This is a genomic window from Agrococcus sp. HG114, from assembly GCF_024723325.1.
In the GTDB taxonomy this organism is placed as follows: domain Bacteria; phylum Actinomycetota; class Actinomycetes; order Actinomycetales; family Microbacteriaceae; genus Agrococcus.
On record NZ_JANQCH010000028.1, the window covers coordinates 1 to 22,403 of the forward strand.

Here is a 22,403-nt window from a genome sequence, read left to right on the forward strand (position 1 = left end):
GAGCACGCGCACGCCCGCGACGAGCGAGGCCTCCTCGACCGAGGCGGACGGCACGACGACGCGTCGCATGCCCGCCTCCGCGGCGGCGCGCACGAGCGGGAGCGTGCCGGCCACGGGCCGCAGCCGGCCGTCGAGGCCGAGCTCGCCGAGCAGCGCCGTCTCGCCGTCGTCCGGCGGCACGACGAGCATCGCGCGGAGCACCGCGATCGCCATCGCGAGGTCGAAGTGCGTGCCGGCCTTCGGCAGCGACGCGGGGGTGAGGTTGATGACGGTCTTGCCGTGCGGCGCGGTGAGGCCGGCGCGAGCGATCGCGCTCCACGTGCGGTGCTGCGCCTGCTGCACGGCGCGGTCGGGCAGCCCGACGATGTGCACGCGCGGGAGCCCGCTCGACGCGTGCACCTCGATGCGCACGCCCACCCCCGCAAGGCCCTGCAGCGCGACGCACGCCGCGCTGCCGAACCCGCTCACTCGATGCCCCGCAGGTGCTCGACGCGCCAGCGCCCGTCCCGCGGCGCGATGACCGCGACGGCGTCCATGCGGATCGGCCCGCGGTGCCGGTTGGCGGCGAGCCAGACGCCGGCGAGCGTGCGCAGCCGCCGCACCTTGTCGGGCGTGATCGCCTCGAAGGGGTGGCCGTACTCGAGCCCGCGGCGCGTCTTCACCTCGACGAACACGAGCGTGTCGCCGTCGGCGGCGATGATGTCGAGCTCGCCGTGGGGGCACCGCCACCGCCGGTCGACGATGCGCATGCCCGCCCGCTCGAGGTGCACGCTCGCGGCGGCCTCGCCGTCGAGCCCCAGCTGATCCTTCGCCCGCATGCGGGCAGGAAAGCGGATGCGCCGGCCGGCGCGGGACGGCGGAGCGCGGCGCTGTGGAGAACCGGGCGGGGCGCGGGCTCGAGCCCGCGCCGGTCACTCCTCGATCGCGAGGTCCTTCGGCAGCTCGAGGTCGCGCGTGGCGAGCTCCTCGACGTTGACGTCCTTGAACGTCAGCACGCGCGCCGACTTGATGAAGCGGTCGGAGCGGTAGATGTCCCACACCCACACGTCGGTGAGCTCGAGCTCGAAGTAGAAGTCGGTGCCGGCGTCGTGGCGCGTGACCTTCACGTCGTTCGCGAGGTAGAACCGCCGCTCGGTCTCGACGACGTGCTTGAACATGCCGACGACGTCGCGGTACTCCTTGAAGAGGGCCAGCTCGACCTCGCGGTCGTAGTCCTCGATGTCCTCGGGTTCCACCTCCCCATCCTATGGCCACCGCGCGACCAGCACCGCCCCGCCGCGAGCCGGCGGCGCAGGCTGGCGCTTCGCAGATGCTGAGGCGAGCAGGTGGGCGTCCTCAGCCTCGGCGGCGTAGATTCGAGCCAGGCAACTTTGCACGATCGGAGCAGGCATGCGGCGGACCCTGGCGGCGCTCGCGCTGGCCGCCGCGCTCGCGCTCGTCACGGGTGGGCTTGCACCCCAGCCCGCCTCCGCCACGTCCACGACGTCCGGCGCCGACGGCGGTCTCGTGATGGTGCTCGACGCCTCCGGCTCGATGGCGGAGCCGACCTCCGACGGCACGTCGCGCATGGCGGCCGCGCAGTCGGCGATGGACGTCGTGATCGGCAGCATCCCCTCGAGCAACCGCGTGGGGCTCCGCGTCTTCGGCGCGAGCGTCGTCGGGCAGTCCTCCCCCGGCGCGTGCACCGACTCCGAGCTGCTCGTGCCGATCGCGGCCGACAACCGCGCGGCGCTGCAGTCGGCGATCGACGGCATCGCGCCGTTCGGCGAGACGCCCATCGGCTACGCGCTGCAGCAGGCCGACCAGGACCTGGGCTCGACCGGCCAGCGCGCCATCCTGCTCGTCTCCGACGGCATCGCGAACTGCGAGCCCGACCCGTGCGTCGTCGCGGCCGAGATCGCGGCGAACGACATCCGCATGCGCATCGACGTCATCGGCTTCGACGTCGACGCATCCGCCCGCCAGCAGCTGCAGTGCATCGCCGATCGCGGCCGCGGCGACTACCTCGACGTGTCGGAGGCCGCGAGCCTCCAGCACGCGCTCGAGCGCCTCTCCGACCGCGCGTTCCGCCCGTTCGACGTCGTCGGCGAGCCCGTCGTCGGCGCGGCGGACGCCGAGGGCGCCCCCGCGCTCGCACCGGGCACGCAGTACGTCGACGAGCTCGGCACGGGCGTCAACCCGCTGCGGTACCTCGTGCACCGCGGCACACCGGGCTCGGTCGTGCACGTCGGGATCGCCGGGCGCCTGCCGCACGACGGCAGCCTGACGGTGGATGCGTCACTCACGACGGCGGACGGCCAGCCGTGCGACACCACGACGATCACCGCGCTCAGCGACGACCGCTTCTCGATGTTCACGGGCCGCCTCTCGGCAGCCGAGGGCTCGCCGCAGCATCCGTGCGCGACCGCTGACGACCTGCTGCTCACCCTCGATGCGACCGAGCCGCCGGCGGCGCCCGTCGCGTTCGAGATCCGGATCGCCGAGCACCCGTGGCCCGCGAACCTCGCGGTCCTCCCGCTCCCGACGGATGCGGAGCGCGGCTGGTCGCTCGCGCTCGAGCCCGACGGTGCGGCAGGGGCCGTCGTGGGCGGCTCGAGCCTCAACGACGCGCCGCTCGTCGAGCCCGGGTCGTACACGACCGAGATGCTCCCGAACGAGTTCCAGTTCTTCCGCGTGCAGGCCGACTGGGGGCAGTCGGTGCGCGTGCAGGCCCGGCTCGACCCGCAGCTCCCGGCTCCGCCGAGCGCGTGGGGCATCCTGCAGGTGCTCGACCCCGTCGGCGCCGACGTCGCGGCGCTGCTCGCGACCGCGGCCGACGGCACGCGGTGGTCGCAGTCGCTGCCGGAGCCGGGCGCGGCGGTGGCGGCGACGACGAGCCCGGTGGCGTTCGACGCCAACCCGGGACTCGTGCGCCGCGCCGTCATGGAGGGCGAGCACATCGTCGCGGTCGGCTTCGGCGCGGACGCGGGCACGAGCCCGTCGCGCCTCGTCGTGACGATCGAGGTGGTCGGCGACACCGTCGGCGTCCCCGACCTCTCGGGCGCCGCGCCCGCCGAGGAGCAGGAGCAGGGCTCGGCAGCCGCGCCGCAGGCCGATCTCGCGGCAGTGCCGTGGTCGCTCGTCGGGACGCTCTTCGCGATCGGCCTCGTGCTCATCGCGCTCATCGCGCTCGCGGTGTGGCTCTACCAGCGGCGCGGACGGCGGTCGTTCGACCGCTGATCAGCGGTGCAGCCAGGTGCGCCGGTGGAGCGCGGTCGGCCCGAGCTCGGCGATCGCCGCGAGGTGCTCGGCGGAGCCGTAGCCCTTGTTCGACGCCCACCCGTAGCCGAGGTGGCGGTCGTGCGCCTCGACCATCCGCGCGTCGCGCTCGACCTTCGCGACGAGGGCGGCGCCCGAGACGGACGCGCAGTCGCGGTCGGCCTTCGCGCGCAGCACCGTGCGCACGGGCACCCGCAGCGCCGGCGCGAGCCAGTCGTGGGTGCCGTCGAGCAGGATCGCGGCGCTGGGCACGTGCACGCCGAGCGCGTGGAGGGCGACGAGCGCGCGGCGCCCCGCGAGCCCGAGCGCGGCCTGGATGCCGTAGCGGTCGATCTCGTCGTTCGAGGCGTGCCCGACGGCGCTCACGCCCCACGAGCGCACGAGCGGCTCGGTCGCGGTGCGCCGCAGCGCCGTCATCGTCTTCGAGTCGCGCAGGTGCTCGGGATGCGGCCCGCAGTCCTCGCCGAGCGCGAGCGCGCCGACGCTCACGGGGCCCGCGAGGGCGCCGCGGCCGACCTCGTCCATGCCGATGACGAGCGGCGCATCCGCCCACAGCTCGCGCTCGAGGTCGAGCGTCGGCTCGACGACGGTCATGCCGACGGCACCGCCTCGCCGGCGACGCGCGCGGGAGCGGTGCCCTGCGGCTCGACGCCCACGAAGGTCGACGGGTAGTCGTCGAGCCAGGTCCAGCGGTCGAGCGGCCACGAGACCACGATCGCGCGGCCGACGATCGACTGCATCGGCACGAAGCCGCCGCCCGGCGCGTCGATGTGGGCCCGGGAGTCGCCCGAGTGGTTGCGGTTGTCGCCCATGACCCACACGTGCCCCTCGGGCACGGTGACGTCGAAGTCGAGCATGCTCGCCGGCTGACCGGGCGCGTCGAGGCGCAGGTACGGCTCGTCGAGCGGGGTGCCGTTGACGAGCAGCTGCCCGAAGTCGTTGCAGCACTGCACGCGGTCGCCCGGCAGGCCGATGACGCGCTTGATGAGGTAGCCGTGGTCGTCCTCGGGGGCGAGGCCCACGAAGGTCAGGAACCAGTCGATCGCGGCGAGGAGCGGCCCGTCGTCGGGCTCGGGGACGGGCTCGGGGAGCCAGCCGCCCGGATCCTCGAACACCACGATCTCGCCGTGGTCCACGGGCACGACGGTCGGCGTGAGCAGGCTCACGATGATGCGGTCGTCGACCTGCAGGGTGTCGTTCATGGACTCGGAGGGGATCCAGAACGGCCGGATGAGGAACGTCTTGACGAGGAACGAGATCAGCAGCGCGACGAGGAAGATCACCACGATGTCGCGAGCGAACAGCAGCGCCCCGCGGCGCCGCGACGGGCCGTCGGCGCGGCTCTCGCCGGTCTCGACCGTGTCCGTCATGCGTGCCCTTTCGCCTCGCCAATCCTAGATGCGCGCGGATGCCCGGGGCGGGCGGACGCCCCGGTGCGGCAGGTCACGATTGCGTGACGGACGCGACGAAGCGGGGCCGGCGACGCCGGCCCCGCTTCGCGGTCGATCAGGAGAAGTCGCGCTTCTCGCGGATCTTCGCAGCCTTGCCGCGCAGGCCGCGGAGGTAGTAGAGCTTCGCGCGGCGGACGTCACCGCGGCTGACGATCTCGATCTTGTCGATCACCGGCGAGTGCACCGGGAAGGTGCGCTCGACGCCCACCTGGAACGAGACCTTGCGGACCGTGAAGGTCTCGCGCACGCCGTGGCCCGAGCGGCCGATGACGATGCCCTGGAAGATCTGGACGCGCGAGCGCGAGCCCTCGATGATGTTGACGTGCACCTTGACGGTGTCGCCGGGGCGGAAGTCGGGGACGTCGGTGCGGAGGCTGGCTGCGTCGACCTTGTCGAGGATGTGCATGGCGGTATCGCTCTCTGCAGCCGCCACAGGTCGGCCGCGTCTCGGGTTCTGGGATGCGGTGCCCGTGCTCTCTCCCCTGTGGCAGAGGCCGCGCGAGGGCGGAAGGCCGTGCGTGGCACCGAAGGACCATCCTGCCACACGCGCGGGCGCGGCGCCAGCGCGACCGGCCCGGCGCATCCGCCGCCGCGTCGGCGCGAAGGCCTCAGCGGCGCTCGTCGCCCTCGAGCCCGATGACGCGGCCCGACTGCGGTCCCTCGACCCGCTCGAACGTCGCGTCGACGCGCCGCGCCTGCTGCTCGAGCAGCGGCGCCTGCAGGTCGGTGACGGCGCGCTCGACGCGGGCGCGCGTCTCGCGGCCCAGCTCGACGAGCTGCAGCCAGAAGAGCACGACGCCGCCGATGATCGTCGCCATGATGCCGATCGCGGTGAACGACTGCGACGCCGTGAGCCAGCCGTCGCCGAACCACGCGGTGAGCGCGCTCCCGGTGCGACCGCCCGCGGTGTCGACGACCGTGAACCCGAGCAGTGCGATCACGAGCAGCCACGGCCCCAGCAGCCGCACGTCGCGCGGCCGCACGGCGCGCGCCCGGCGCACCTCCTTGCGCGCGAGCGTCATGCCGACGACCGCGCCGATGAGGATCGCGAGCCCGGGGCCCAGGAACGCCTGCAGCAGCAGCGCGTCGCCGAGCGGCGCTCCCGCGAGGGCACGGCCGAACATGATCCACACCGGGAGCACGACGATCGCGCCGATCATCGCCCAGAAGAACGCGCGCAGCGCCCAGTGCCGCGGCGCCCCGGAGGACGTCGCGCGCGAGCGGGAGGACGCGGTGCTGGCCATGGGTCGAATCTAGCGCCCGCGCCTCGCGGGCGCCCCGGTGTTCGCTGAGGGCTAGCGGTCGCCCGCGTCGCCCGGCAGCAGGTCGGGCCGCACCCGGCGCGTGCGCTCGAGCGCCTGCTCGCGCCGCCACGCGGCGACCGCCGCGTGGTTGCCGCCGCGCAGCACCTCGGGCACCGCGAGGCCGCGCCACACGGCGGGCTTCGTGTACGAGGGGTGCTCGAGCAGCCCGTCCTCGTGGCTCTCCTCGACGAGCGAGTCGGGGTTGCCGACGACGCCGGGCACGAGCCGCCCGATCGCCTCGATCATCGCCATCGCCGCGACCTCGCCGCCGTTCAGCACGTAGTCGCCGAGGCTCACCTCGAGCACGCGCGCGCGCGTGGCGACGTGCTCGGCGACCCGCGCGTCGATGCCCTCGTAGCGACCGCACGCGAAGACGAGCCGCGGCTCGTGCGCGAGCTCGCGCGCGAGCGCCTGGGTGAACGGCACTCCCGCCGGCGTCGGGAAGACGACCACCGCATCCGCCTCGCCCTCGCCGAGCAGCGCGTCGAACGCCTCGCCCCACGGCTCGGGGCGCATGACCATGCCGGCGCCGCCGCCGTAGGGCGTGTCGTCGACGGTGCGGTGCCGGTCGTGGGTGTGGTCGCGCAGGTCGTGCACGTGCAGGTCGAGCAGCTGCTCGCGCCGCGCGCGGCCGAGGAGCGACACGTCGAGCACGCCGAAGAACTCGGGGAAGATCGTGACGATGTCGATGCGCACGCGCTAGGCCCGCTCGTCGGCGCCGGGCTCCGCGGTGTCGGGGGCGGATGCGTCGTCGGCCTCGGGCGCGGAGGCGTCGTCGGCGCCGGGCGCGGAGGCGTCGCTCGCGGACGCGCCGGCAACCTCGGGCACGTCATCACCCTCGAGCTCCTCGAGCAGGCCCGGCGGCGGCGTGATCACGATGCGGCCGGCGCGCAGGTCGACCTCGGGCACGATCGCCTTGACGAAGGGCACCATGACCTCTTCGCCCGCGCGCTCGATGATGAGCATGTCCTGGCCGGGCATCGCGTCGACGCGCACGACGCGGCCGATGCGCTCGCCGTCGCGGTGCACCTCGAGGCCCGCGAGCTGGTGCACGTACCACGCGTCGGGCTCGGCGGGCAGCTCGGTGGCGTCCTGCTCGACCCACAGCACGGCCTTCACGAGGCTCTCCGCCTCCGTGCGGTCCTCGACGCCCTTGAAGAAGGCGACGGGGCTGCCGTTGTAGACGCGCAGCTCGACGAGCTCGAGCGACTTGCCGTGCCACTTCGACGACGTGGGCACCTGCAGCGCGAAGCGCGCGCCCGGCACGAACCGGCGGCCGGGGTCGTCGGTGTAGAGCTCAACCTTGATCGCGCCCTTGAGCCCGTGGGCCCTGGAGAGCCGTCCGACGCGCAGCTGGGTGCGGGCCGGCACGGCGGGCCTAGCGATCGGTGTCCACCACGTCCACGCGGACGCGGCGTCCTCCGGGGAGCGCACCGATCACGGTGCGCAGGGCGCCGGCGGTGCGACCGCCGCGCCCGATGACGCGGCCGAGGTCCTCGGGGTGCACGCGCACCTCGAGGACCTCGCCGCGCTGCGTGTCGCGCGCGCCGACGCGCACCTCGTCCGGGCGATCGACGATCCCCTTGACGAGGTGCTCGAGAGCCTCGCGCAGCATGCTCAGGACTCGGTCGACTCGGCCGCGGCGTCAGCCTCGGCGGGGGTCTCGGTCTCGGCGGCCTCGGCGGCGGGCGCCTCGGCGGGCTTCTCGGCCTTCGGCTTGAGCACCGGCTTCTTCGCCTCGTCGGCGACGAACGCCTGCTTGCCCTCGGGCTGCTTGACCTGGTTCTCGGTCGAGCCCTCGCCCGTGTGCTTGCCCCAGTCGCCCGTGAGCTTCAGGAGCGCGGCGACCTGCTCGGTCGGCTGCGCGCCGACGCCGAGCCAGTAGAGCGCGCGCTCGCTGTCGATCTCGATGAGCGAGGGGTTCTCGGTCGGGTGGTACTTCCCGATCTCCTCGATGACGCGACCGTCGCGCTTGGTGCGCGAGTCGGCGACGACGACGCGGTAGTAGGGCGCGCGGATCTTGCCGAAGCGCTTCAGACGGATCTTGACTGCCACAGTTCTCCTGCTTTGTTCTCTCGTGGTTGCACCGCGGCCTGCGCACGTGGGTGATGCGCGACCCGTAGAGCTGGGGTGAGCCTCGCGCGCCGGAGTAGAGGGTCGGGACGCGTGCTCGACCCCCCATTCTGGCACATCGGGCGGCGACCCGCGGCACTCAGGTGCGCGGGCATACGCTCGCTCCATGGATTTCGCGCAGTCGGCGCGCTCGACGCTCGGCGTCGAGTGGGAGCTCGCGGTCGTCGATCCCGGCACGTGCGAGATGGTGCCGCGCGCGAAGGAGCTGCTCGGAGCGATCGCCGACCCGCGCTTCGACAAGGAGTTCCTGACCAGCATGGTCGAGCTCATCACGGGGGTGCACCGCACGACGGACGGGGCGATCGACGAGCTGCGGCGGATGCGCGACACGGCCGTGGAGGCCGCCGACCGCATCGGGGTGGCGCTCGTGGGCACCGGCACCCACCCGACGAGCCTGTGGCGCGACCAGGAGCAGGGCGACGACCCGCGCTACCAGCGGCTGATCCGGAAGGCCGGCGACTGGGGGCGCCGCCTCATCATCTTCGGCGTCCACAACCACGTCGGCGTCGAGGAGCGCGCGAAGGTCGTGCCGCTGCTGCGCGCGGCGCTCGACCAGCTGCCGCTCATCCTGTCGCTCTCGGCGTCGAGCCCGTTCTGGCAGGGCGGGGACACGGGGTTCGCGTCGCACCGCACGCTGCTGTTCCAGCAGCTGCCGACCGGCGGGCTGCCGCCGATGCTGCAGAGCTGGCGCGAGTACGAGCGCACGCTCGCCGACATGCTGCGCGCGGGCGTGCTCGAGGAGCCCGCGGAGCTGCGCTGGGACGTGCGCCCCTCCCCCGCGCTCGGCACGCTCGAGGTCCGCATCGCCGACGGCGCGCCGTCGATCGACGACCTCGCCGCCGTGACCGCACTGACGCACTGCCTCATCGAGGAGGCGTCGCGCGCGCTCGACGACGGCCGCCAATCGCCGCACCTGCCGTCGTGGCTCACCCGCGAGAACAAGTGGCGCGCGGCGCGCGACGGCCTCGACGCGACGGCGATCGTCGACGTGCTCGGCAACGAGCAGCCGGTGCGCGACGCGATCGGCGAGGCGGTCGAGCGGCTCGCGCCGATCGCGGCGGACCTCGGGGCGGAGCGCTCCCTCGCCGCGGTCACGACCGTGCTCGAGCGCGGCGGCTCCGCCGCGCAGCAGCGGGCGGCGTTCGCGCGCGGCGGGACGCGCGCGGTGCTGAACGAGCTCATCGAGGCGCTCAGGGCGTAGCCTCCCGGGTTCTCGTCAGGCGTTCTTCCCGTCGCGCCACTCGAGGTACTGCGTCACGCGCTCGAGGTCGTACCCGTCTGCGGTGTCGTCGCCCGACAGCGGCACCGTGACCAGGCGCATCCCCCGCTCGTGGAGCGCGTCGAGCCGATCGAGGCCGAGCCGGCCGTGGTCGTGCCGCACCGTCGCGCCGTTCGAGATCTCGATCTCGGCGATGTCACGGCCGATCGCGTCGCAGTGCCGGCGGAGCACCTCGAGCTTCGCCGTGAGCTCGTCCGGACCCACGAACGAGTGCCAGATGTCGGCATGCCGGGCGACGAGGCGCAGCGTCTTCTGCTCGCCCTTGCCGCCGATGAGGATCGGCATCGGCCCGACGGGCGGCGGGTTCAGCAGCTCCCAGCGGCGACGGATGCGCGGGAGGGAGTCGGCGAGCGCGTCGAGTCGCGACCCGACCGTGCCGAAGTCGTAGCCGTACTCCTCGTAGTCGCGCTCGAACCATCCGGACCCGATGCCGAAGATGAAGCGGCCGCCCGAGATGTGGTCGATCGTGCGGGCGACGTCGGCGAGCAGGTCGGGGTTGCGGTACGAGTTGCAGAACACGAGCGGTCCGAGCTGCACGCGCTCGGTCGCGACCGCCCACGCCGCGAGCTGCGCCGTCGCCTCGAAGTGCGGGCCGTCGGGATCGCCCGAGAGCGGGAAGAAGTGGTCCCAGCCGAACACCGCGTCGACGCCCATGTCCTCCAGGCGGCGGGCCGCGTCGATCGTCTGCTGCATCGTGACGTGCTGCGGCGCGAGCTGCACGCCGATCCTCGTGGGTCGCTCGTTCATGGCTCGACCCTATGGCCGCCGCCGCCTACGCTGGGCGGGTGCCCGACCTCCCGCCGATCGCCGAGCGCGCCGCCGCGCCCGCCGCCCTGCCTCCGCTCACCGCGGGACGCCTGTCGTGGCGCGCGGCGACCGTCGACGACGCCGAGCGCGTCACGGCGCTGAACAACGCGATGGCCGAGGCCGATCGCCTGCCGTTCCGCGAGACGGTCGACGAGGTGCGCGACGAGCTGACGGCTCCGTGGGTCGACCTCGCGAGCCAGTCGATGCTCGGCTTCGGCGCCGACGGCGCCCTGCGCGCGGCGGGCTTCGTCAGGACGATGCCCGGCGACTCCACGACCGTGCGCGCGTTCGTGTTCGGCGGCGTGCACCCCGAGCGTCGCGGCGAGGGCATCGGCCGCGAGCTGCTCGCGTGGCAGGTCGCCCGCGCTCGGCAGCTGCTCGCTGCGTCGGGCAAGGAGCTGCCCGCGCGCATCGCCGCGTTCGCGGAGGACACCGACACCGCGCGCCACCGCCTGTTCGAGCGCGCGGGCTTCGAGGCGCGGCGCTTCTTCGCCGACCTCAAGCGGCCGCTCGGCGCGGGCGCCCCGCCCGTGCCGGAGGTGCGGCTCACCGGGTCGCTTCGGCTCGTGCCGTTCTCGGACGAGCTCGACGACCCGGCGCGCCTCGCGCACAACGACGCCTTCCGCGACCACTGGGGCAGCGAGCCGCAGACGATCGAGCAGTGGCGGAGCGGCCGGAGCGAGTTCGCGCCCGAGTGGTCGCACGTCGTCGTCGACGACGCGCCCGACGTCGAGGCGCTCCTCGCCGACGCGTCGACGGATGCGTCCACGGCCGACGCGCTCCGGGCCGGGGCGCCGCTCGTGGTCGCGTACGCGCTCAACAGCCGCTACGAGGCGGACTTCCCCGTGCGCGGCTACACGTTCGGCTACACGGACGTGCTCGGCACGCGGCGCGCGTACCGCGGCCGGAAGGCGGCGCTCGCCGCGCTCGCCGCGAGCATGCGCTCGTTCGAGGACGCCGGCATGGACGCGGCGGTGCTCGACGTCGACACCGAGAACCCGAGCGGCGCGCACGGCCTCTACGCGAGCCTCGGCTACGTGAAGGAGCACGGCTCGCGCATGTACAGCATCGAGCTGTAGCCCGGTACGAGCGCCGCGTCCCGCATCCGAGTGGTCACTCCCGCGATCGAGCGGTCACTCCCGCGATCGAGCGGTCACTCCCGCGATCGAGCGGTCACTCCCGCGATCGAGCGGTCACTCGGGCCCCGCGCGATCTCTTGTGGACGCGAGTGACCACTCAGCCACCGGAGCGACCACGCACGCACCGGAGTGACCACTCACGCACCGGAGTGACCACTCAGCCACAGGAGTGACCGCTCACGCGCCGGACTGACCGCTCAGGCGCCGGACTGACCGCTCAGTCGCTGGAATGACCGCTCAGGCGCGGGAAAGGGGCGGGGGCGGGTGGCCGCGGTCAGCTCGGGAGGGAACCGAGCGCCTGCCGCACCGGCGTCTCGCCGCCGTTGCAGCGGATGGTGAGGCCGCGCACCGCCGGGTGCGCGACCGTCTCTGCGATGAGCCGCGCGACCGTCGCGCGCGGGATCGTCCCCGAGCGCACCGAGCCCTCCGGCACGTCGAGCTCGATGCCCGTCTCGTCGTCGAGGGTGAGCGTCGACGGCGCGAGGATGACCCAGTCGGCGCCGGAGTCGCGGATCGCCTCGTCGACGAGCGACTTCGCCTCGGCGTACGCGAAGAACGGGTCGTCCGGCGGCACGCCGTGGTCGCGGCGCGATCCGAAGTACGAGACCATCACGAGCCGCGCGCCCGAGCGCGTGACCGCATCCACGACCCGGAGCGCCGCGTCGTGGTCGACGGCGCGCGTCCGCTCGGGGCTGCCGCCGCCCGCACCCGCCGACCACACCACGACGTCGAAGCCGTGCACGAGCTGGTCGATCCCGGGCTGGTCGAGCCGCTCGAGGTCGGCGACGACCGGCTCGGCGCCGGTCGCGGCGACCTCCGACGCGTGGTCCGGGTTGCGGATGACCGCGCGCACGGGGTGGCCGGCCTCGACGAGCATGGACTCCGCGAGGAGCGCCACCTTGCCGTGACCGCCGAGGACGATGATGCGTGCCATGCCGCCACGGTACGCGAGGCGGCTGGGACGGTCAGGGCGTGAAGACCGCGAACGGCCGGTCGTCGATGCGGTGCACGCGCACGGGCGTGTCGAACACCCGCTCGAGCACCGCGTCCTGCATGACCTCGTCGACCGTGCCCGCGACGCAGATCCGCCCGTCCTTGAGGGCGAGGATGCGGTCGGCGAAGGCCGCCGCCATGTTGAGATCGTGCAGCACGATCACGACGGTGCGGCCGAGCTCGTCGGCGGCCGCGCGCAGCTCGCGCATCATCGCGACCGCGTGCTTGGGGTCGAGGCTCGCGAGCGGCTCGTCGAGGAGCACGACCTCGGTGTCCTGCGCGAGCACCATGGCGACGAACGCGCGCTGCCGCTGGCCGCCCGAGAGGGCGTCGAGCTGGCGGTCGGCGAGGTCCTCGAGGTGGAGGAAGCGGATGGCCCGGTCGATGTGCTGCTGATCGCCGAACGTGAGCCTGCCCGCCGACCAGGGGAAGCGGCCGAACGCGACGAGCTCGCGCACCGTCAGGCGCGCCTCGATGCGGTTCTCCTGCCGCAGGATCGACACGATGCGCGCGAGGTCCGCCGACTTCGTCGTCTGCACGTCGTGGCCGAGCACGCGCACCGTGCCGGCCGTGGGGTCGAGCAGGCGCCCGATGACCGACAGGAGGGTCGACTTCCCCGCGCCGTTCGGGCCGACGAGCGCCGTGATGCCGCCCGCGGGCACCTCGCTCGAGACGGGGCCGAGCACCACGTGCTCGGCGTAGCGCTTCGAGACCTGCTCGATCGCGATCACTTCGGCCTCCTCCGGCCCAGCAGCAGCGCGAGGAACACCACGCCGCCGACGACTTCGATGATGACGGTGACGAGCCCGGCGGCGTCGAACACGTGCCGCATGATCAGCTGCGCGCCCGCGAGCGCGAGCACCCCGAGCCCGACGGCCATCGGGAGCACGAACGCGTGCTGGTGCGAGCCGGCGAGCCGGTACGCGAGCGTCGCGACGAGGAACCCGAAGAACGTCATCGGCCCGGCGAGCGCCGTCGCGAACGCGACGAGCACCGACACGCACACGAGCGCGACGATGAGCTCCCTGCGGTGGTCGACGCCGAGGGCCGTGGCCCCGTCGCGCCCGAGGAGGACGACGTCGAGGCGCCGCCGGCGCATCCACACCACCGCGCCCACCGCGGCGCACACGCCGAACGCGAGCGGCAGGTGGTCGGGCTGCACCGACGACAGCCGCCCGAACAGCTCGAGGCTGAGGAGGTCGTAGTCGGTCGGCGAGAGGATGCGCTGCAGGAACGCCGAGACGGAGTCGAACGCGAGGCCGATCACGACGCCGACGAGCAGGAGCGTGAGCACCCCGCCCCCGGCGCGATCGAGCAGCCACGTGTACAGCGCGGTGGCCGCGACCACCATGAGCGCCGTCTGCGCGATGAGCTTCGGCAGGCCGTCGGTCGCCGCGATCGCCGAGCCGCCGAAGGCGAACACGGTGAGCGTCTGCATGAGCGTGTACATCGAGTCGAAGCCGATGATCGACGGGGTGAGGATGCGGTTCGACGTGACGGTGTGGAAGATCACGGTCGCGACGGCGTGCGCGAACGATGCGACCAGGATGCCGCCGACGAGCGTCGCCCGCCGCGGCAGCGCGAGCTCGAGCGGACCGCGCACGTCGACGAGGAGCACCGCGACGATCGCCGCGAGCGCGAGCGCCCAGACGAGCGCGAGGCGCATGAGGGGGCGGGCCGAGGCTCGCGCGGAAGCGACGACGGGGCTGGCCGCGGCGGCGGTCATGGCGTCAGGCACGCTGCCTCCCCTGCAGCAGCAGGCCGACGAAGGCGACCGCGCCGACCGCGCCCATGATCACGGATGCGGGGATCTCCATGGGCGCGACGACCGTGCGGCCGATGAGGTCGCACGCGAGCAGGAGCGCGACGCCCGCGATCGCGATCCACGGGAGGCTGCGGCGCAGGTCGTCGCCGAGCACGAGCCGCATGACGTTCGGCACCACGAGGCCGAGGAACGGGATGAAGCCGACGACGACGCTCGTCACGCCCGAGCACAGCGCGACGCCCGAGACGCCGACGAGCGTGATGAGGCGGTAGTCGACGCCGAGGTTGGTGGCGATGCCCTCGCCGAGGCCGGCGATGGTGAAGCGGTCGGCCATGATCCAGACGACCACGGCGACGAGCGCCGCCGCCCACAGCGGCTCGTAGAAGCCCTGCACGATGCCGCTGAAGCCGCCCGAGCTCCACGCCGCCATCGACTGGAGCAGATCCGTGCGAGCGGCGAGGAACTGCGTGATGCCGCCGACGATCGCACCGAGCATGATGCCGACGAGCGGCACGATGAGCGGGCCGCGCGTGCGCACGCGCCGGAGCATCGCGAGGAACACGAGCGTGCCGGCGAACGCCGCGGCGGTGGCGAACACCATGCGCACGAGGATGGGGGCGTCGGGCCACGCGATGAGGATCGCGAGCATGCCGAGCCCGGCCCACTGCGTCGTGCCAGCCGTCGTGGGCTCGACGAAGCGGTTCTGCGTCAGGAGCTGCATCACGACGCCCGAGACGCTCATCGCGACCCCGGCGAAGACGAGCGCGAGCGTCCGGGGCACGCGCGAGACGAGCAGCATCTCGCGCTGCGCGGGGTCGGTGAGGACGCCCGTGAGGGAGAGCTCGAAGCCGCCCACGAGGAGCGACGCGACCACGAGGAGCGCGGTCGCGCCAGCGAGCGCCGGCAGCAGCCGGCGCTCGCGTGCGCTCCTGACGGTCACCGGGAGGTCAGTCGGCCATCGCCTGGGCGATCTGGTCGAACGCGCGCGTGTAGGCCTGCGCGCCCTCCGTGCGGTAGAAGTCGTCCTCGAGGTAGACGATGCTGCCCTGCTGCACGAAGCGGGTGCCGGCCAGCGCGGGGTTCGCCTCGATCACCTGCTTCGCCGGCTGCGCGTCGGCGGCGCCGGCGGCGGCGTCGCGGTCCAGCACGATCACCCAGTCGGGGTCGGCCTGCGCGATGGTCTCGGGCGCGAGGCCCGAGTCCTGGTGGATGTCGCCCGCATCGCCGGCGAACACGTCGGTCATGCCGATCGGCTCGGCCATGCGGGAGAGCCGCTCTGCGCCGTTGTCGAGCTTGCCGCCGTTCACGACGCCGAGGAAGACCGTCTTGCCCGTCGCGGCCTCCGTCGCCGCCGCGACCGCGGCGTCGAGCTCGGCGACGATCGCGGCCGCGTCGTCCTCGCGCTCGAAGATGGCGCCGAGCGACTGGGTCTGCTCGCGGAGCGACTCGACGTAGCCGCCCTCGTGCTCGGGGCTCGCCGCGATGTCGATCGTCGGGGCGATGGCCTGCAGCTCGTCGGTGTACTCGGCGAAGCGGTACCCGCCGAGGATGAGGTCGGGCGCCGACTCGGCGAGCGCCTCGAAGTCCGGCTCGCGGTGCGTGCCCACATCGAGGATGCTGTCGTCCTCGACCCACTCGGCGAAGCGGTCCGGGGCCACGAGCTGCTCCGGCAGCGCCACGGGCGTGATCCCCCACTCGAGCAGCGTCTCCATCGCCGTGTTGTCGAGCACGGCGACGCGCTCGGGCAGCACCGCCACGTCGACCTCGCCGAGGTTCGACGGCACCGTGACGGTCTCCGCGGCGGCGGACTGCTCAGCGGGCGCGGCGGTGGCGCTGCAGCCTGCGAGCAGCGCGACTGCGGCGGCGGCCGCGATGGACGTGCGGAGGGCACGCGACATGGAGGGGCTCCGTTTCGGGAAGAGGGGGATCCGCGGCGCGTCGGCGCGCTCGGTAAGGCAAGCCTAACTTCAGCGCGCGTGCGCGTGCAACGCGGCCGGTTCCTCGCGCTGTCGCGTCAGCGGTTGCCGAGCATGCGCTGGAGCGTCTCCTGCTCCGCGCCCGAGAGCTGCCCGAACGCGCCGTCCGCCTTGGGCTTGCCGAACGCGCTGCCGGGCTCGGCCTGCGACATGGGCTGCTCCGTGCGCTTGGCCGGGTTGCCCGAGCGCTTCAGCTGCTTGCCCTGCGGCTTGCCGCCCTTCTTGGGCGCGCGCATGCCGGGGGGCAGCGGCCCCATGCCGGGCATGTTGGGCACGCCGCCCTTCGCCACGGTCTTCATCATCTTCGCCGCCTGGTCGAAGCGCGCGATGAGCTGGTTGACGTCGGTGACGGTCACGCCCGCGCCCTTCGCGATGCGCAGGCGGCGGGAGCCGTTCAGGATCTTCGACTGCTTGCGCTCCTGCGGCGTCATCGACTGGATGATCGCCTCCGTGCGCACGAGCTCGCGCTCGTCGAACGAGTCGATCGCCTCGCGCATGCCCTTCGCGCCCGGCAGCATGCCGAGCATCTGCTTGAAGTTGCCGGCCTTGCGCAGCTGCTGCATCTGCTTGAGGAAGTCCTCGAGCGTGAAGCCGTCGGTCGCGATCGCCTCGGCGAGGCGGTGCGCCTCCTCCTCGTCGAACGCCTTCTGCGCCTGCTCGATGAGGGTGAGGATGTCGCCGAGGTCGAGGATGCGGCTCGCCATGCGGTCGGGGTGGAACGGCTCGAAGTCGTCGAGCGTCTCGCCCGTCGAGGCGAAGAGGATGGGCTTGCCCGTGAGGCCGCGGATCGAGAGCGCGGCGCCGCCTCGCGCGTCGCCGTCGAGCTTCGTCAGGACGACGCCGGTGAAGTCGACGCCCTCCTGGAACGCCTTCGCGGTCGCGACCGCGTCCTGACCGATCATCGCGTCGATGACGAACAGCACCTCGTCAGGCTGGACGGCCTTCCGGATGTTCGCCGCCTGCTGCATCATCTCGGCGTCGACGCCGAGGCGGCCGGCGGTGTCGACGATGACGATGTCGTGCTGCTTGCGCTTCGCCTCGGCGACGCCGTCGCGCGCCACGCGCACCGGGTCGCCGACGCCGTTGCCGGGCTCGGGCGCGAAGACCGGCACGCCCGCCTGGCCGCCGACGACCTGCAGCTGCGTGACGGCGTTCGGGCGCTGGAGGTCGCTCGCGACGAGCAGGGGCGTGTGCCCCTGGCCCGCGAGGTGCTTCGCGAGCTTGCCCGCGAGCGTCGTCTTGCCGGCGCCCTGGAGGCCCGCGAGCATGATGACGGTCGGCGGCGTCTTCGCCAGTTCCAGCCGGCGGCTGTCGCCGCCGAGGATCGCGATGAGCTCGTCGTTCACGATCTTGACGACCTGCTGGGCCGGGTTCAGCGCATCCGACACCTCGGCGCCGAGCGCGCGCTCGCGCACGGCGGCGGTGAACGACTTGACGACGTCGAGCGCGACGTCGGCGTCGAGCAGCGCCCGCCGGATCTCGCGGACCGTGCCGTCGACGTCGGCCGCCGAGAGCTTGCCCTTCGTGCGGAGCTTGGCGAGGGTCTCGGTGAGCCGAGTGGAGAGTGAGCCGAACGCAGCCATGGTGGGCCGAGTCTACCGTCCGTCCCCCGGTCGCCGCGTCTTCCGCGGGGCGCCGACCGGCCTGGCATGCTGGGTGCTGCGACCGCGCCGACTGCGGGAGGGGAACCGATGCGCCTTCGAGGCATGCCGCCGAGCCACGGCCGCTCGCTCGGCAGGAGCGTGCGCGAGCACGGGTTCACGATCACCGCGCTCGCCGAGCACTCCGCGCGCGTGCGCCGCGATCAGCTCGCTCTCGTCGTCGACGGCTGGAGCGCGACCTTCGGTGAGCTCTGGAGGGCCGCCGAGGGGGTCGCAGCGGTGCTGTACCTCGGGCCGCTCGACCGCAGGCCGCTGCCGGTGGTCGTCGCGTGCAGCGGCGCCGCGATGCCGATCGCCCTGCTCGCGGCCTCGCGGCTCGGCCTCGACGTGATGCCGATCAGCCCGCGCGTGCTCGACGAGCTGCGCGGCGCGGTGCCTGCCGAGGCGCTCCTCGTGCACGACGGCGAGGCGCCCGCGTGGCACTCCGGTCCCACGGCGACGGCCGACGAGGTGCTCGAGTGGTCGAGCTCCTACGGCTCGGGGCTCGCGAGCACGCGGCGTCGCGTGCGCCTCGTGCTGCCCGCCCTCTCGTCGGCCGGCACCATCACGACGCACGTGCAGGGCGCGATGGGCGTCCAGGGGCTGCGGCAGCTCGCCGGGCTGCACGACCGCCTCGGCGTCGAGGGCACCGACGTCATCCTCGCGTGCGCGCCGCTGCACCGCGGGAAGGGGCTGCAGCTGCTCGGCATGGCGCTGCTCACCGGCGCGACGCTCGTGAGCGCCGCGCACACGCCAGCGGCCGAGCGCATCCGCATCATCCACGAGCGCTTCGTCTCGGTGCTCTCCGCCTCGCCGGGACAGATCACCGGCATCCTCGACGAGCTCGAGCGCTCAGGCGAGGCGCCGCCCCGCCTGCGCCGCATCCTGCTCGCCGGCCAGGACCTCGACGCCGACCTCGTGCGACGGGTGCACGCGACATGGGGGCCGATCGTGCTGACCGCCTACGGCACGGTGCAGACCGGCACGATCGCGATGGCGACGCCCGAGCTCCTGTCGCAGCACCCGGGCACCGTCGGCGTGAGCCTGCCCGGCAGCGAGTTCGGCATCGTCGGCCACAAGGGCTCGGGCGACGCGAGCGGCCTGCTGTGGGTGCGCGGCGCGCACGCGACCGTGATCACCGAGGACCAGGCCCGCATCGAGGAGGGCCGGCTCACGATCGTCGGGCCGCTCACGAAGCCCGACACCGCGGACTAGCTCAGCCGACGAGCTGCTCGACGAACACGTGCGGCGTGAAGCCCGTGAGGTCGTCGATGCCCTCGCCCTGCCCGATGAGCTTGATCGGGATGCCCGTGCGCTCCTGCACCGCGAGGATGAAGCCGCCCTTCGCGCTGCCGTCGAGCTTCGTGACGACGAGCCCCGTGATGCCGGCCGACTCGATGAACGCCATCGCCTGGTTGACGCCGTTCTGGCCGGTCGTCGCGTCGAGCACGAGCAGCACCTCGGCGATCGGCGACTGCTTCTCGATGACGCGCTTGATCTTGCCGAGCTCGTCCATGAGCCCGCCCTTCGTGTGCAGGCGGCCCGCGGTGTCGATGATGCACATCGCGTGCCCGTGCACCTTCGCCGCCTCGACGGTCTGAAAGGCGACGGATGCCGGGTCCTGGCCCTCGCGCTCGGGGCGCACGATCGCGCTCCCCGCGCGCTGAGCCCACGTCGCGAGCTGCTCGACCGCGGCGGCGCGGAAGGTGTCCGCGGCACCGACGACGACCGACTGGCCGTTCCGGACGAGGAAGCGGGCGAGCTTGCCGATCGTCGTGGTCTTCCCCACCCCGTTGACGCCCACGACGAGGATGACGGCCGGGCGCTCCTTGAGCGAGAGGGTCGGGTCGAACTCGGCGAAGCGCTCCTCGAGGCGCTCCCGCAGCATCCGGCGCAGGTCCTTCGGGTCATCCACCATGAGCCGCTCGACGTCGGCGCGCAGCGCCTCGACGAGCTGCTCCGTGATGTCGGGGCCGAAGTCCGCGGTGATGAGCGCCGTCTCGAGGTCGTCCCACGTCTCCTCGGTGATCGTCTCGCGCTGGAACATGCCCCTGAGGGCGCCGGTGAGAGACCACTTCGCTGCCATGGCCCCATGCTAGGCGGCCCGCCCGCTAGACTCGTCCCCTGGCGAAGGGGAGTATCCCGTCACGCCGCGGCCGTCATCACGGTGCCCTGGGGCGCCCGGTCGCGGCGGCGCGATCCGCGCGGGAGAGACGTTCGCGCCGTTCCCCGTACCCACTGAGAGGCGCTGCCCTTGACTCCGTACCAGATCTTCGAGATCGCCTCGATGGCCGTGCTCGTCGCCATCCTCGTCTTCGACCTGCTCATCGTCGTGAAGCGGCCGCACGTGCCGTCGATGAAGGAGGCGACCGGCTGGGTCGTGCTCTACGTCGCGCTCGCGCTCGTGTTCGCCGGCGTGCTCTTCATCTCGGGCGAGCCGGTGAAGGCGGGCGAGTTCGTCACCGGCTGGCTGCTCGAGTACTCGCTGTCGATCGACAACCTGTTCGTCTTCATCATCATCCTCAGCCGCTTCGCGGTGCCGAAGGAGATGCAGCAGCGGGTGCTCATGATCGGCATCCTCATCGCGATCGTGCTGCGCGGCATCTTCATCCTCGTCGGCGTGCAGATCATCGAGTCGTTCTCGTGGGTCTTCTACATCTTCGGCGCCTACCTCGTCTACGTCGCGTGGCAGCAGGCGTTCGGCCACGACGACGACGACGCGGGCGAGAAGGACAACTTCTTCGTCCGCATGCTCAAGAAGCGCTTCAACTTCACCGACACGTGGAACGGCGGCAAGATCCGCCTCACCTCGAACGGCGTCACGTACCTCACGCCGTTCCTCATGGTGATCATCGCGCTCGGCACGACCGACCTGCTGTTCGCGATCGACTCGATCCCCGCGATCTTCTCGGTGACGACCGACCCGTTCCTCGTCTTCGCGTGCAACATCTTCGCGCTCATGGGCCTGCGCCAGCTGTACTTCCTGCTCGGCGGCCTGCTCGACCGGCTCGTCTACCTGCACTACGGCATCGCGGCGATCCTCGGGTTCATCGGCGTGAAGCTCGTCTTCCACGCGATGGAGGTCAACGAGCTGCCCTTCCTCAACGGCGGCGAGCCGATCGCATGGGTGCCGCACATCGAGACGTGGCACTCGCTCGTGGTCATCCTCGCCTCGATGGTCATCGCGACGGTCGCCTCGCTCATCCGCATCCGCGTCGTGGGCGCGAAGACGGGCGACACCTCGCTCCACATCGGCCCGTCCGAGGCCGAGCTGGGCGCCGACGGGCACTACCACATCGTCGACGCGATGGGCACGACGTTCTACCGCCCCCTGCGGGTGCAGCACAACGAGGCCGGCACGCTCACCGTGGTCGACGCCGAGGGCAAGGAGGCGCCCGTCGCCGACTTCTCGGCCGACGTCGTGCGCGAGGCGGCCCGGGAGGACATGGCCGAGGAGGACCTCGAGGAGCTGCGCCGCCGCATCCGCGAGGGCCGCGAGTTCGACGAGCGCGACGACCGGAACATCTGAGTGACCGGGGCGCCGGGCATCCTCGCGTGGCTCAGGCCGCGCGCGGTGCCCGGCGTCGAGGTCGTCTCCCTCGACGGCTACCGGCGCGCGCTCCCCGGCCCGCGCGTGGCGACGGCGCGCGTCCTCGATGATGCGGCGATCACGACCGATCCCGACCTCGCGCGGCTGTTCGACGTCGATGGGGCGACTGCGCGGCACGCAGCCGACGAGCGCCTCACGTGGGCGGCGGGTCGGCACGGCGTGCCCGCGCTCGCCGCCGCGATCGTTGCCGTTCCCGCCCTCGCGCAGCCCGGCTGCGCGGACGCGCACGAGATGCTCGTGCGCGCGATCGTCGGGCAGCAGATCACGGTCGCGGCGGCGACGCAGCAGCTGACGCTGCTCGCGGCGCTCGGCGACGAGCTGCCGGCGGCGCTCGCCGGCGAGGGGATCGAGCGCCGCTTCCCGACGATGGCGCAGGTCGCCGAGGGCGCCGACGTGCTGCGCGGCCCAGCCGCGAAGACCGGCGCCGTGCGCCGGGCCGCCGAGGCGGTCGCGACGGGCGAGATCGACGTCTCCCCCGCATCCGACCTCGCCGAGATGCGCGCGCGGCTGCAGGCGCTCAAGGGCATCGGGCCCTGGACGGTCGGCTACCTCTCGCTGCGCCTCGGCGACCCCGACGTGCTGCTGCTCGGCGACGTCGCGGTGCGGAAGGGCGCGCGCATGCTCGGCGTCGACGACCTCCCGGCGCTCGCGGCGGACTGCGCGGGCCACCGCTCGGCGCTCATGCTGCGCTGCTGGGCGGCCGCGGCGCCGGCGCCGGCCGCCGCGCCTGTCAGCGCCGCGTCGCCGTCACCGTGAACTTCGGGTTGCGGCTCACCTGACGCGTGCTGCCGACGCGGTCGAGCGCCGGGCGGTAGCCGAGGTGGCTGTTCCACACGCACCACAGCTCGCCGCCGGGCGCGAGCGCGCGGCCGGCGTCGGCGATGAGCCGCTCCGCGATGCCGGTGTGCACGGCGGCGCCGATGTGGAACGGCGGGTTGAGCAGGATGAGGCCCGCGCTCGCGTCGGGCACGCCCTCGAGCCCGTCGGCCTGCCGCACCTCGACGCGCTCGGCGACGCCGTTCGCGGCGGCGGTCGCGCGCGCCGACGC

General features: G+C 73.2%; 26 protein-coding genes. 6 read left to right on the forward strand and 20 right to left on the reverse strand.

Annotated features, from left to right (window positions below; genetic code table 11):
* The 3 genes from NWP09_RS04730 to NWP09_RS04740 all read right to left on the reverse strand — a co-directional run.
* Nucleotides 1-468 (reverse strand): magnesium chelatase domain-containing protein (locus NWP09_RS04730; RefSeq protein WP_309137102.1); only part of this gene is annotated, 468 nt, incomplete at its 3' end.
* Nucleotides 465-818 carry a YraN family protein gene (locus tag NWP09_RS04735; protein WP_258274388.1) on the reverse strand — a complete coding sequence of 118 codons (354 nt, stop codon included), beginning with the start codon at nucleotides 816-818 and terminating at the stop codon, nucleotides 465-467. The genes NWP09_RS04730 and NWP09_RS04735, both read right to left, overlap by 4 nt.
* A 93-nt stretch (nucleotides 819-911) precedes the next feature.
* Entirely contained in the window at nucleotides 912-1,235 is a 324-nt protein-coding gene (locus NWP09_RS04740) for a DUF2469 domain-containing protein (protein ID WP_258274389.1), read from the reverse strand.
* A 154-nt stretch (nucleotides 1,236-1,389) separates the two neighbouring features.
* On the opposite strand from NWP09_RS04740, the gene NWP09_RS04745 reads away from it, so the two are divergent.
* A complete protein-coding gene (locus tag NWP09_RS04745; protein WP_258274390.1) occupies nucleotides 1,390-3,219 on the forward strand; it encodes a VWA domain-containing protein in 1,830 nt (609 codons plus the stop codon).
* On the opposite strand, the gene NWP09_RS04750 is transcribed toward NWP09_RS04745, so the two are convergent.
* From NWP09_RS04750 to rpsP, 8 genes are all read right to left on the reverse strand, one after another.
* The gene (locus tag NWP09_RS04750) at nucleotides 3,220-3,852 is read right to left on the reverse strand and encodes a ribonuclease HII (protein WP_258274391.1); all 633 of its coding nucleotides are present in this window, start codon (nucleotides 3,850-3,852) and stop codon (nucleotides 3,220-3,222) included.
* Nucleotides 3,849-4,628: a signal peptidase I gene (lepB, locus tag NWP09_RS04755; RefSeq protein WP_258274392.1), complete on the reverse strand. Its 780-nt coding sequence runs from the start codon at nucleotides 4,626-4,628 to the stop codon at nucleotides 3,849-3,851. Before lepB ends, NWP09_RS04750 begins: the two co-directional genes overlap by 4 nt.
* A 136-nt stretch (nucleotides 4,629-4,764) precedes the next feature.
* Nucleotides 4,765-5,115, reverse strand: a complete 351-nt coding sequence (gene rplS, locus NWP09_RS04760; protein ID WP_258274393.1) for a 50S ribosomal protein L19 — start codon at nucleotides 5,113-5,115, stop codon at nucleotides 4,765-4,767.
* 202 nt (nucleotides 5,116-5,317) lie between these two features.
* Complete coding sequence (locus NWP09_RS04765) at nucleotides 5,318-5,953, reverse strand: hypothetical protein (RefSeq protein WP_258274394.1); 636 nt, start codon at nucleotides 5,951-5,953, stop codon at nucleotides 5,318-5,320.
* Between the two features lie 51 nt (nucleotides 5,954-6,004).
* Nucleotides 6,005-6,709: a tRNA (guanosine(37)-N1)-methyltransferase TrmD gene (gene trmD / locus NWP09_RS04770; protein WP_258274395.1), complete on the reverse strand. Its 705-nt coding sequence runs from the start codon at nucleotides 6,707-6,709 to the stop codon at nucleotides 6,005-6,007.
* Nucleotides 6,710-6,712: 3 nt separating this feature from the next.
* A complete protein-coding gene (rimM, locus tag NWP09_RS04775) occupies nucleotides 6,713-7,384 on the reverse strand; it encodes a ribosome maturation factor RimM (protein ID WP_258274396.1) in 672 nt (223 codons plus the stop codon).
* A 7-nt stretch (nucleotides 7,385-7,391) separates the two neighbouring features.
* Entirely contained in the window at nucleotides 7,392-7,628 is a 237-nt protein-coding gene (locus NWP09_RS04780) for an RNA-binding protein (protein ID WP_258274397.1), read from the reverse strand.
* Between the two features lie 2 nt (nucleotides 7,629-7,630).
* Complete coding sequence (gene rpsP / locus NWP09_RS04785; protein ID WP_258274398.1) at nucleotides 7,631-8,068, reverse strand: 30S ribosomal protein S16; 438 nt, start codon at nucleotides 8,066-8,068, stop codon at nucleotides 7,631-7,633.
* A 184-nt stretch (nucleotides 8,069-8,252) separates the two neighbouring features.
* Between rpsP and NWP09_RS04790 the strand changes: the two genes are divergently transcribed.
* Entirely contained in the window at nucleotides 8,253-9,347 is a 1,095-nt protein-coding gene (locus NWP09_RS04790) for a glutamate--cysteine ligase (RefSeq protein WP_258274399.1), read from the forward strand.
* Between the two features lie 15 nt (nucleotides 9,348-9,362).
* On the opposite strand, the gene NWP09_RS04795 is transcribed toward NWP09_RS04790, so the two are convergent.
* On the reverse strand, nucleotides 9,363-10,172 hold the full coding sequence (locus NWP09_RS04795; protein ID WP_258274400.1) for an LLM class F420-dependent oxidoreductase: 810 nt from the start codon (nucleotides 10,170-10,172) through the stop codon (nucleotides 9,363-9,365).
* 38 nt (nucleotides 10,173-10,210) lie between these two features.
* Between NWP09_RS04795 and NWP09_RS04800 the strand changes: the two genes are divergently transcribed.
* Entirely contained in the window at nucleotides 10,211-11,311 is a 1,101-nt protein-coding gene (locus tag NWP09_RS04800; protein ID WP_258274401.1) for a GNAT family N-acetyltransferase, read from the forward strand.
* 334 nt (nucleotides 11,312-11,645) lie between these two features.
* On the opposite strand, the gene NWP09_RS04805 is transcribed toward NWP09_RS04800, so the two are convergent.
* The 6 genes from NWP09_RS04805 to ffh all read right to left on the reverse strand — a co-directional run bounded on the left by NWP09_RS04805 (nucleotide 11,646) and on the right by ffh (nucleotide 17,688).
* Nucleotides 11,646-12,305 carry an SDR family oxidoreductase gene (locus NWP09_RS04805; RefSeq protein WP_258274402.1) on the reverse strand — a complete coding sequence of 220 codons (660 nt, stop codon included), beginning with the start codon at nucleotides 12,303-12,305 and terminating at the stop codon, nucleotides 11,646-11,648.
* Between the two features lie 31 nt (nucleotides 12,306-12,336).
* Nucleotides 12,337-13,095: an ABC transporter ATP-binding protein gene (locus NWP09_RS04810; protein WP_258274403.1), complete on the reverse strand. Its 759-nt coding sequence runs from the start codon at nucleotides 13,093-13,095 to the stop codon at nucleotides 12,337-12,339.
* On the reverse strand, nucleotides 13,092-14,102 hold the full coding sequence (locus NWP09_RS04815; protein ID WP_258274404.1) for an iron chelate uptake ABC transporter family permease subunit: 1,011 nt from the start codon (nucleotides 14,100-14,102) through the stop codon (nucleotides 13,092-13,094). The genes NWP09_RS04810 and NWP09_RS04815 overlap by 4 nt, the downstream gene beginning before the upstream one ends.
* Nucleotides 14,095-15,069, reverse strand: a complete 975-nt coding sequence (locus NWP09_RS04820; protein ID WP_258274405.1) for an ABC transporter permease — start codon at nucleotides 15,067-15,069, stop codon at nucleotides 14,095-14,097. Before NWP09_RS04820 ends, NWP09_RS04815 begins: the two co-directional genes overlap by 8 nt.
* Before the next feature lie 7 nt (nucleotides 15,070-15,076).
* The gene (locus NWP09_RS04825) at nucleotides 15,077-16,027 is read right to left on the reverse strand and encodes an ABC transporter substrate-binding protein (RefSeq protein ID WP_258274406.1); all 951 of its coding nucleotides are present in this window, start codon (nucleotides 16,025-16,027) and stop codon (nucleotides 15,077-15,079) included.
* Nucleotides 16,028-16,143: 116 nt separating this feature from the next.
* A complete protein-coding gene (gene ffh, locus NWP09_RS04830) occupies nucleotides 16,144-17,688 on the reverse strand; it encodes a signal recognition particle protein (RefSeq protein ID WP_258274407.1) in 1,545 nt (514 codons plus the stop codon).
* Nucleotides 17,689-17,811: 123 nt separating this feature from the next.
* Between ffh and NWP09_RS04835 the strand changes: the two genes are divergently transcribed.
* Complete coding sequence (locus NWP09_RS04835; RefSeq protein WP_258274408.1) at nucleotides 17,812-18,960, forward strand: AMP-binding protein; 1,149 nt, start codon at nucleotides 17,812-17,814, stop codon at nucleotides 18,958-18,960.
* A gap of 1 nt (nucleotide 18,961) precedes the next feature.
* Here the strand turns inward: NWP09_RS04835 and ftsY are convergent, their stop codons facing one another.
* Complete coding sequence (gene ftsY / locus NWP09_RS04840) at nucleotides 18,962-19,831, reverse strand: signal recognition particle-docking protein FtsY (RefSeq protein ID WP_258274409.1); 870 nt, start codon at nucleotides 19,829-19,831, stop codon at nucleotides 18,962-18,964.
* Nucleotides 19,832-19,999: 168 nt separating this feature from the next.
* Between ftsY and NWP09_RS04845 the strand changes: the two genes are divergently transcribed.
* Together NWP09_RS04845 and NWP09_RS04850 are read left to right on the forward strand one after the other, a co-directional pair.
* Nucleotides 20,000-21,274 carry a TerC family protein gene (locus tag NWP09_RS04845; RefSeq protein WP_309137103.1) on the forward strand — a complete coding sequence of 425 codons (1,275 nt, stop codon included), beginning with the start codon at nucleotides 20,000-20,002 and terminating at the stop codon, nucleotides 21,272-21,274.
* Nucleotides 21,275-22,111: a DNA-3-methyladenine glycosylase gene (locus NWP09_RS04850; RefSeq protein WP_258274410.1), complete on the forward strand. Its 837-nt coding sequence runs from the start codon at nucleotides 21,275-21,277 to the stop codon at nucleotides 22,109-22,111.
* Here the strand turns inward: NWP09_RS04850 and NWP09_RS04855 are convergent.
* Nucleotides 22,086-22,403 (reverse strand): class I SAM-dependent methyltransferase (locus NWP09_RS04855; protein ID WP_258274411.1); only part of this gene is annotated, 318 nt, incomplete at its 5' end. The two genes, NWP09_RS04850 and NWP09_RS04855, sit on opposite strands and share 26 nt — an antisense overlap.

Excerpts from the sequence above, each read along its gene's own strand:
- NWP09_RS04735 (WP_258274388.1), bottom strand. The coding sequence starts at position 818 with ATGCGGGCGAAGGATCAGCTGGGGCTCGACGGCGAGGCCGCCGCGAGC.
- NWP09_RS04745 (WP_258274390.1), top strand. The coding sequence starts at position 1,390 with ATGCGGCGGACCCTGGCGGCGCTCGCGCTGGCCGCCGCGCTCGCGCTC.
- NWP09_RS04750 (WP_258274391.1), bottom strand. The coding sequence starts at position 3,852 with ATGACCGTCGTCGAGCCGACGCTCGACCTCGAGCGCGAGCTGTGGGCG.
- lepB (WP_258274392.1), bottom strand. The coding sequence starts at position 4,628 with ATGACGGACACGGTCGAGACCGGCGAGAGCCGCGCCGACGGCCCGTCG.
- rplS (WP_258274393.1), bottom strand. The coding sequence starts at position 5,115 with ATGCACATCCTCGACAAGGTCGACGCAGCCAGCCTCCGCACCGACGTC.
- NWP09_RS04765 (WP_258274394.1), bottom strand. The coding sequence starts at position 5,953 with ATGGCCAGCACCGCGTCCTCCCGCTCGCGCGCGACGTCCTCCGGGGCG.
- NWP09_RS04780 (WP_258274397.1), bottom strand. The coding sequence starts at position 7,628 with ATGCTGCGCGAGGCTCTCGAGCACCTCGTCAAGGGGATCGTCGATCGC.
- NWP09_RS04790 (WP_258274399.1), top strand. The coding sequence starts at position 8,253 with ATGGATTTCGCGCAGTCGGCGCGCTCGACGCTCGGCGTCGAGTGGGAG.
- NWP09_RS04795 (WP_258274400.1), bottom strand. The coding sequence starts at position 10,172 with ATGAACGAGCGACCCACGAGGATCGGCGTGCAGCTCGCGCCGCAGCAC.
- NWP09_RS04805 (WP_258274402.1), bottom strand. The coding sequence starts at position 12,305 with ATGGCACGCATCATCGTCCTCGGCGGTCACGGCAAGGTGGCGCTCCTC.
- NWP09_RS04825 (WP_258274406.1), bottom strand. The coding sequence starts at position 16,027 with ATGTCGCGTGCCCTCCGCACGTCCATCGCGGCCGCCGCCGCAGTCGCG.
- ffh (WP_258274407.1), bottom strand. The coding sequence starts at position 17,688 with ATGGCTGCGTTCGGCTCACTCTCCACTCGGCTCACCGAGACCCTCGCC.
- NWP09_RS04835 (WP_258274408.1), top strand. The coding sequence starts at position 17,812 with ATGCCGCCGAGCCACGGCCGCTCGCTCGGCAGGAGCGTGCGCGAGCAC.
- ftsY (WP_258274409.1), bottom strand. The coding sequence starts at position 19,831 with ATGGCAGCGAAGTGGTCTCTCACCGGCGCCCTCAGGGGCATGTTCCAG.